The following is a 503-nucleotide window of genomic DNA, read 5'->3' on the forward strand; positions in this document are numbered from 1 at the left end:
TTAAACAGCACCAAAAAGCTCGCTTTTAATGACTTTTTCAACGAGTTCTTTGCCGGAATATTAGCCTATGACTCCCGCTTCTACAGAACATTAGGAATCCTGCTTTTTAAACCGGGAAAGATCTCTAAAGATTATATCGAAGGCAAAAGAGTGCGTTATGCAAATCCATACCGGTTCTATCTTAGCGCCTCCATCATTTTTTTCCTTATCTGGAGTTTTACTCATGGAATTGAATCTCCCGTAAACATCGATTCCAAAGCCACCACAGAAGAACTCAGGGAGGCAGATTCCATAATTGCACAGCAGCGGATAGAAAATTCTGAACTCGACCTCGTCCTTCCTGCCCAAAGAATTAACACCTCAGCTTCAGAAAATATCACTTATATTCCCGAAGCTGCTTTAGATACTATGAGCTTTTCCGAAAGGTTCACCACCCGCTGGGAAGTATTTTCAGACCATTACAAAAGGACCAAAATGGCAAACTCCCGGGTAGCACTCGATAG

At 42.1% G+C, this 503-nt stretch carries 1 protein-coding gene; it reads left to right on the forward strand.

Annotated elements, in window-relative coordinates; all coding sequences use genetic code 11:
* On the forward strand, window positions 1-503 hold a 503-nt coding region (locus HC175_RS17585), incomplete at both ends, for a DUF3667 domain-containing protein (RefSeq protein WP_235942665.1).

The sequence above is a fragment of the Salinimicrobium oceani genome (genome assembly GCF_012037645.1).